Here is an 8,073-nt window from a genome sequence, read left to right as displayed (position 1 = left end):
CATATTTTTTACTTGAAAGAGGCATTTCTTGATGAAATGCCTGCAAACACTAATTGTACGTCTTATTCCATCTTAAAAAAGTATCCTGGGATACACTTAACATTCTGGCACTTTCCCTAGATGTGATCATCTGACGCCGATAGAGCTCGCTGACTACATGAAAATCACTTGGCAGAGGAATCCTTGGTCGTCCAAACTTCACGCCTCTGGCCTTTGCTGCCGCAATTCCTTCAGCCTGTCTTTGACGAATGGCTTCACGTTCTGTCTGTGCAACATAGCTTAAAATCTGAAGTACCAGATCGGCAACAAATTTTCCTGTAAGATCCTTACCTACTCTTGTATCCAATAAAGGCATATCGATCACAACGATATCTGCATCGATCTGTTTCGTAATTACACGCCATTGCTCTATAATTTCATCATAATTTCTCCCTAAGCGGTCAATGCTCTTAATGATCAGCACATCCCCCTTTTTTAATTTGCGAATCAGCTGCTGATAAGCCGGCCTTTCAAAATCCTTACCGCTTTGTTTGTCCATAAAAACATTTTTTGATGGAATCTCATAAGCCTTTAAAGCATCTACCTGTCTGTCTTCATTTTGTTCTTTTGTCGAAACACGAATATAACCATAATATTTCATAAAAATTTCCTCCTAGCTATATTCTAACCAAAATTCGAAATCTAAACAAAAAAGGCGTATTTTACGCCTTTTCCAGTTCCCCATATAAATCATATTCATCCGCATCATCAATCTTTACATCAACAAATGTTCCCAGCTCCAAAGGCTTTGCGCTAGTAAAGACAACGATACCATCGACATCATCCGGTGCATGCATGCTTCCACGTCCGACATACTTATCCGACAGCCCATCCTTTCCTTCAACCAGCACCTCGATCGTCTTACCGATCATCAGCTGATTATTTTCATAAGATATATCACGCTGTAAATTCATCAAAATATCAAGACGCTTTTGTTTTTCCTCTTCACTTACTGTCTGTTCCATATCATAAGCTGCAGTATCTTCTTCGATCGAATAAGTAAAAGCTCCCATTTTATTCCAACGGATTTCTTTTACAAAATCACACATCTTATCAAAATCCTGCTGACTTTCTGTCGGAAAACCTACGATATAAGTAGTACGAAGCGTAGGTTCATCAAACATATCACGAATCTTTTCAATCAATTTACGAACAGTATGTTCATCTCCCCGACGATTCATCAGCTTCAGCATCCTGGAATCACTGTGCTGCATCGGTATATCAAAATACGGTAATACCTTATCCAGTTTTTTCATTCCTTCAATCAATTCATCGCTGATTTCATCCGGATACATATATAAAATACGAATCCAATGAAAACCATCGATCGCATTCAGCTTTTCCAGCAGTTCCAGCAAAGCATAACGATGATAAAGATCGATTCCATACTTTGTCGTATCCTGGGCAATGACGACAAGCTCCTTCACGCCCCTGCCGGCAAGTTCTTTTGCCTCTTCAACAAGCTTATCCATCGGTACAGATACATTTTCACCACGAATCAGCGGAATTGCACAATAAGTGCAATGATTGGAACAGCCTTCAGCTATTTTCAGATACGCTGTCCATGGCTTTCCGGATGAAAGACGTTCACTCTTGCCATATACCTGTAAAGGAGCCTGCAGCTCTTCTTTCAGGATCTCATGCAGCCGAGGATATTCACGTATCGCTATAAAGCGGTCCACCTCCGGCATTTCCTTTTCCAGCTCCTCTTTGTAACGCTGAGCCAGACATCCGCATACGATCAGCTTCTGACAATTTTTCTTTTTATATTCAGCCATTTCCAGGATCGTATTGATCGCCTCTTCCTTGGCGCTTTGAATAAATCCACAGGTATTGACAATAATAACCTGCGCATCTGATGGTTTGGCTACAAACTCATGTCCGCCTTCCTTCAACATGCCCATGATTTTCTCACTGTCTACCAGATTTTTTGCACATCCTAATGATACAAATCCTATTTTCATCTGTCTTCCTCCTGAAAAAACTTATCTAATTCTTTCTGATATGTATGATAATGGCGGACGATGGGCTTGGCTACCTCATCATTTTCAATCATTGCAAGCCATTGCCAGCGATTTACAAACTTGATATCAATGGTTTCTCCTTCTTGACATTTCAAAACAGCCGGATCGATCTCTTTCACAAGAATAAAACTTTTATAGATACAACAGCCCTCGATCTTTGTCACAAAAAGCTCCAGTTCATCCTTCACACATCGTATGCCTGTTTCCTCTCTCAACTCACGGATCGCGCCTTCAACAGCCGTTTCATTCGCTAAGACGCTTCCACCGGTCACTTCCCATTTTTCTCCATAAGGTTTCTTTGGATCACGCTGTGTCACCAACAGTTTTCCCTTTGAAAATGTCCATACATGAATCACCAAATGATAACATCCCTCAGGCAGCTCTTTTCCTCTTTCATGTTTCTTTCCCAACAGATTTTCATTTTCATCATACAGATCCCATAATTCCATATACTACCTCCTCAAGAAAAATATCCTGAACGGATATCATTCATCAAGCTTTTCAATTTTGAACACATTGATCGTATCTACATCCGGACAGCAAAAAACATCACTTTTTAATTTACCGCCATACCGCAAGATATCGATCATCGGAAAAAGAACGTGCATTGCCAGCGGACATAGCTTCCCCCGATCCTGATCATAATCAAAAACATCACCTACTTGATGAGCGCGATGACACGGACAGTTTCCTTTTTGATCTACGACAGTAATACGAATTTTCATAGACGTCCGTCCCTGATAAATTCCTCAATGCTGATACCTAAGAACTTTTCTTTTTTATCCAAATTCTCTTTGATCATCTCACTGACGACATTCATCGCTTTAAAAGTAGCATCATGAAGGCTGACATCATGTAATACATCACTGATCAACACAGCAGAAAAGATATCCCCTGTTCCCGGAAAACGGGCATCGATCAGCTGAAAATCAATCGTAAAGAAATCATCCCTTAAATGATCATACCCGATGACACAGTCATGACCATTAAGTCTGGCACTTGTGATCACGACAGATTTGGCACCTAACTGCCGGCATTCATCAATTAATTTATTGGCTGTCTTTATCGTCATATCCTTCTCAAAAAAATGATCGCACAAAAAACAAGCCTCTGTGAAATTCGGAATCAGAATATCCGCACAGGCACTCAGCTCTCTCATGATCTTGACATTTTCGTTGTTCATACCATTATAGAGCTTTCCTTCATCAGCCATGATCGGATCAACGATCACCAGAAGATCTTCTTTCTTTTGATTCTGGATCAGCCTTTTAACAAGCCTTACCTGCTGCGGATTCACCATAAACCCTGTCGATATGCAGTCAAAGGTAAATCCAAGCTCCTTCCATACATCAATTGTCTTATCCATATAATCGCTTGTATCTAAAATCTCAAATTTTCCGAAATCAAGCGTATTTGATACTAAAGCCGTAGGCAGACAGGTAACGGAGATTCCTTTTGCGGAAAGAATCGGTATCATAGCCGCCAAAGCAATCTTCCCTGCTCCCGGCATATCATTCACACAACAGATTTTTTTATTCATGACGCATCCCCTCCAGCTACTATTATAATTTCAAATTCAAAAAAAGCAAACCATGAATCCATTATTCTCTAAAATCGACTCAGCTGCGGAACCAGTAACAGCAAATCGTTGCCGCCATTGCCACATTCAAGCTTTCAAAGCGATTCATTTCAATATAGATACACGCATCTGCCATCGCTAACAGCTCTTCTCGTACACCTCGTCCTTCATTACCGAAGATCAAAACCATTTTCTCTTCATTTTTAAATTCACTTAAACCTTTCGCATTCTTCAGTGCGGTCGCATAGATCTTATATCCGTCACTTCTTAAAGAAGCAACCACATCCATTATATCACCACGACATACATTCATATGAAAGAGTGCTCCCTGTGTGGAACGCACCGTCTTATCATTATAAAGATCGGCACTTGCCTGTGATACGATAAAAGAATCGAAACCGAAAGCATAAGCGCTGCGAATCATCGTCCCCAGATTTCCCGGATCTTGAACATCATCACATAAGATGATCTTATTGCCTAACGGACGATCTGTTTTCGAAATCCTGCAAACGCCCATCCATTTAGGAAGGGACTGGCTCATCTTTAGCTTTTTCATCACCTCTTCGCTCACATAAAAAAGAGGTCCTTCAAAATTTAAATGATCAGATTCATTTTCCAATAAGATCAAAGCTTCTAAAAGTCCGCTGTCTTTCGCTTCCATGATCAGATGTTCATTTTCGATCAGAAAGCGATGTTCCTTATCACGATATTTTTTATCATGAAGCTTGCACCAGCTTTTAACACGTGCATTTTGCAGTGAACGAATGACTTCCATGATATTCCCTCCTAAACATGATTGGTATCTAAATATATATGCTCACACATCCATACCAAAAAACAGCTTTACACAATGCATTACCAATATGGAAACATCGCAAAAAATAATCTCATCATGATAAAAAGCTTCATTGAAAAGCCTTTTTCATGGTTATTATTATAACGCTTTTATGAATAAAAGAAACCTATTTTTTCACAAGAGCCGCCATGAAAAAACCATCACTTTCATATTCATAAGGAAAGATCGTCTGCATTTTTTCACAGCTGAAATCGTCATGCTTCTTTAAGAAGCTTTCAATTTGTTTCTCATTTTCCTTTTTATTCAATGTACAGGTACTATATACCAGCCTTCCGCCTTTTTTCAAAAGAGGGCTGACACTTTCTAAAAGTGTTTGCTGGAGCGGTATGATCTCGTCCATATCACTGCTTTGCATATGTACCTTGATATCATTTTTCCGTTTTAAGACCCCATATCCGCTGCAAGGCGCATCCAATAATATGCGATCAAAAGATTCATGTTCAAAAACCTCCTGGGCTTTCGTACCGTCACTGACCATCGGATGCACACAGCTGATATGCAGTCTTTTTAAAGAATTTTCAATCAGTTCAACACGGTGCTTATGGATGTCACAGGCAATGATTTCTCCCTCATCATGCATCAGCTGTGCTATATGTGTGCTTTTTGTTCCGGGGGCCGCACATACATCCAGGATTCTTTCATGGGGCTTAGGATTTAAATAATAGGCAACGCACTGACTGGCTTCATCTTGAATCGTGATCTTTCCTTCTTCATATTCCTTTGTCTGGGCAAGTGCTTCCCCGTCATAGATCAGCCCATCCGGACTTAATCTGCCTGATGTGAAATGCCCATTGTCCTTCATCAATGTTTTTCTATCCGTGATTAGCGTATTGACACGGCAGGCCTGTAAAGGCACCTTCTGATCATTCTCACAAATTTTCCGGGCAATCTCAAGTCCATACTGATGCTCCCACATCTTAACCAGCCATAACGGATGTGAGGTCATGATCGAAAGCTTTTCTAAAGAGGATCCGTCGACGCTTCTGCGCTCTTCTCTTAAAAAGCGTCTTAAAAGGGCATTGATGAGCCTTTTGTATCTTCCATTATATTTTTTAGAAGCGATATCTACCGCTTCACTGACAACGGCATAATCCGGAAGCTTATCTAAAAAGACAAGCTGATAGATGCTCATATCCATTAAAACAGCCATATCATCAGGAAGCTTCTTTGAAACAAAATGCTCCCATAAATAACGTACATAAAGATAATTCTGCATCGTTCCATAAACAATTGATACGATCAAAGAACGATCCAAACCTGAATAATCATTCATTCCATGTCGTAAGGCCAGATTCGAATACTTTTTTTTCAAAATGATCTCACATAACAGATCAAAAGCTTTTTCTCTTGCGTTCATAGTCCTCCTAATCATCCAAAGTTAAAGGATTCATGTCAATATGCAGCTTGACCCTGCTTTTTGAAGTGCGATGATGCTGATAAACATCATAGATTTCCTTCTGAAGAAGCTCTAATGATTTACTTTTGACACAGATACGATAACGTTTTTCATCCTGGATCTTTAAAAGTTCACTGACACCTAAGACCTTAAAATCTTTTTCTTTTAAAAGCATCATGACATGATTGGCCTCATCCAAGGCCATTTCTTCATTTTTACTGATAAAAGTCAAGGCACATAAATATGTATAAGGCGGATATCCCGCTAAATGACGATACTGCATCTCATGTCTGAAAAAAGAATCATAATCCTGTTTTAAGGCACACTGGATCGCATAATGCTTCTTATCATACACCTGAATCAATACTTTGCCATCGGAATGTCCTCTGCCACTTCGGCCGCCGGCCTGTGTCAATAAATCAAATGTCAGCTCAGCACTGCGGTAATCACTGCGCGCCAGCATTGCATCTCCTTGAAGGATTCCCACTAAGGTTACATTTTCAAAATCGAGGCCTTTGGATATCATCTGTGTACCTAAAAGAATATCCGCCTCATGATCTTCAAAAGCCTTTAATAATTTTTCATGGGCGTCTTTACGTGTTGTCGTATCCGCATCCATCCGTATCAAACGGGCATTTGGAAAAAGCCGGGCAACCTTTTCCTCCAGCATCTGTGTTCCAAAGCCGCTGCCACTAAGCTTGCCTTGACACTGCGGACATGCATAGATACGCTTCAATACCGTCCCGCACAGATGACAGTTCAAGGTGTTTTTTTCTTTGTGAAGCACTAACGGCTTATCACAATGAGGACACATCAATACCTTGCCACATTGACTGCAGCGCAATATTGGCTGATAGCCCCGGCGATTCAAAAGCAGGATGATCTGATGATGACGATCCAATGCTTTTCTCATTTCCTGAAGCATTTCATCACTGAGGATGTAAGATTGTTTTTGGCGGATCACTTCATTCATGTCGATAAGCTTTACCTCCGGTAAGCTTTGATTGACGCGATGCTTGATTTCCACAAGCTCATAAACTCCCTTCAAAGCCCGTGCCATCGTATCTAAAGAAGGTGTCGCACTGGCCAATACCACTCTTGCATGATGCGTTTGTGCACGATGCAAAGCTACATCACGGGCATGATAGCGACAGTTTTGATCCTGCTTATAGCTAAGATCATGCTCCTCATCCAAAATGATCAGTCCGAGATTGGAAAAAGGCATGAAAACAGCACTGCGGGTACCGACAACGATGCACTTATCTTGGCTTCGCACGCTCTGATACTGCTCATATTTCTGTTGAGCGCTTAAACCGCTATGGTAGATAGCCACATCATTACCGAAACGTTCTTGGACCCTTTTCACCATCATCGGTGTCAAAGAGATCTCCGGAACGAGGATCAAGACCTCTCTTCCCTGCTTCAGCACTTCTTCAGCGGCATGGAGATAGACCTCCGTCTTGCCGCTCCCTGTCACTCCCTTTAAAGCAATCACATCTTTTGGAGAATGCAGGATACGCTCTACGGCATATTTTTGTTCCTCATTTAAGACAAAGCTGCATGGTTTCTTTTCAATTATCTTTTCACTTGTCCGGCTTTCTTTTTCAAATATCTCAACACAGCCTAGCTCCTCCAGCTTTCTGGAAAGTGACTGCTTCAGCCATTCACTGCGTTTCATCTCTTTTTTTTCTGCCAACAATTCATAAAGCATCCTTTGTTTTGCAGTTTTAGTATGATTTGCCAGCGGACGGACCCATTTTTCCATCTTGATCCTGCTGTCATTGCTTTTAGGCTTCAATGCCGGCGGAACCATGGCCTGCAAAGCACTGATTACCGTAGAAATGCTTGTCCGGCTGATCCATTTTGCCAGATCGATCATTTCCTTATTTAAAATCGGCTTTTCATCAAGTACATTTAAAACAGGCTTTATTTCATAAGGAAAAGCTCTTGAAACATTCCATTCGATACCATCGACAAAGGCCACACATTCACGATGATTAAAATTAACAAGTACTCTTTTTCCTATTTCTACCGGTTCATTTTTAAACTGATATATATAGGTCTGGTCCAAAGCACTTGTATTATTCTCAATATAACAATAAACAAGATTCATGAAATTCACCATATACATCATACCATAAATTCAGTATAATATAAGCGTAAAATCAAAAAAAGAGGT

8 protein-coding genes are annotated in these 8,073 nt (G+C 40.5%); all 8 read right to left on the bottom strand.

Annotated features, from left to right (window positions below):
* Positions 1-49: 49 nt before the first annotated feature.
* The 8 genes from Q0K35_RS10540 to priA all read right to left on the bottom strand — a co-directional run bounded on the left by Q0K35_RS10540 (position 50) and on the right by priA (position 8,007).
* Positions 50-640 (bottom strand): recombinase family protein, encoded by a 591-nt coding sequence (locus tag Q0K35_RS10540; protein ID WP_294562823.1) that lies wholly within the window; start codon positions 638-640, stop codon positions 50-52.
* Between the two features lie 61 nt (positions 641-701).
* The gene (rimO, locus tag Q0K35_RS10535; protein WP_294562822.1) at positions 702-2,003 is read right to left on the bottom strand and encodes a 30S ribosomal protein S12 methylthiotransferase RimO; all 1,302 of its coding nucleotides are present in this window, start codon (positions 2,001-2,003) and stop codon (positions 702-704) included.
* On the bottom strand, positions 2,000-2,512 hold the full coding sequence (locus tag Q0K35_RS10530; RefSeq protein WP_294562821.1) for an NUDIX hydrolase: 513 nt from the start codon (positions 2,510-2,512) through the stop codon (positions 2,000-2,002). Before Q0K35_RS10530 ends, rimO begins: the two co-directional genes overlap by 4 nt.
* A gap of 36 nt (positions 2,513-2,548) precedes the next feature.
* Positions 2,549-2,788, bottom strand: coding sequence for a TIGR04076 family protein (locus Q0K35_RS10525; RefSeq protein ID WP_294562820.1), 240 nt, complete (start codon positions 2,786-2,788; stop codon positions 2,549-2,551).
* The gene (locus Q0K35_RS10520; RefSeq protein ID WP_294562819.1) at positions 2,785-3,603 is read right to left on the bottom strand and encodes a pyridoxamine kinase; all 819 of its coding nucleotides are present in this window, start codon (positions 3,601-3,603) and stop codon (positions 2,785-2,787) included. The genes Q0K35_RS10525 and Q0K35_RS10520 overlap by 4 nt, the downstream gene beginning before the upstream one ends.
* Positions 3,604-3,682: 79 nt before the next feature.
* The gene (locus tag Q0K35_RS10515; RefSeq protein ID WP_294562818.1) at positions 3,683-4,417 is read right to left on the bottom strand and encodes an RNA methyltransferase; all 735 of its coding nucleotides are present in this window, start codon (positions 4,415-4,417) and stop codon (positions 3,683-3,685) included.
* 187 nt (positions 4,418-4,604) lie between these two features.
* Positions 4,605-5,855, bottom strand: a complete 1,251-nt coding sequence (gene rsmB / locus Q0K35_RS10510; RefSeq protein WP_294562817.1) for a 16S rRNA (cytosine(967)-C(5))-methyltransferase RsmB — start codon at positions 5,853-5,855, stop codon at positions 4,605-4,607.
* A gap of 7 nt (positions 5,856-5,862) precedes the next feature.
* Positions 5,863-8,007, bottom strand: coding sequence for a primosomal protein N' (gene priA, locus Q0K35_RS10505; protein ID WP_294562816.1), 2,145 nt, complete (start codon positions 8,005-8,007; stop codon positions 5,863-5,865).
* Positions 8,008-8,073: the final 66 nt, after the last annotated feature.

The sequence above is a fragment of the uncultured Traorella sp. genome (assembly GCF_944327115.1).
Taxonomy (GTDB): domain Bacteria; phylum Bacillota_I; class Bacilli_A; order Erysipelotrichales; family Erysipelotrichaceae; genus Traorella.
Note: the sequence above shows the minus strand (reverse complement) of the source record. Positions and strands in the feature narration are given on the sequence as shown.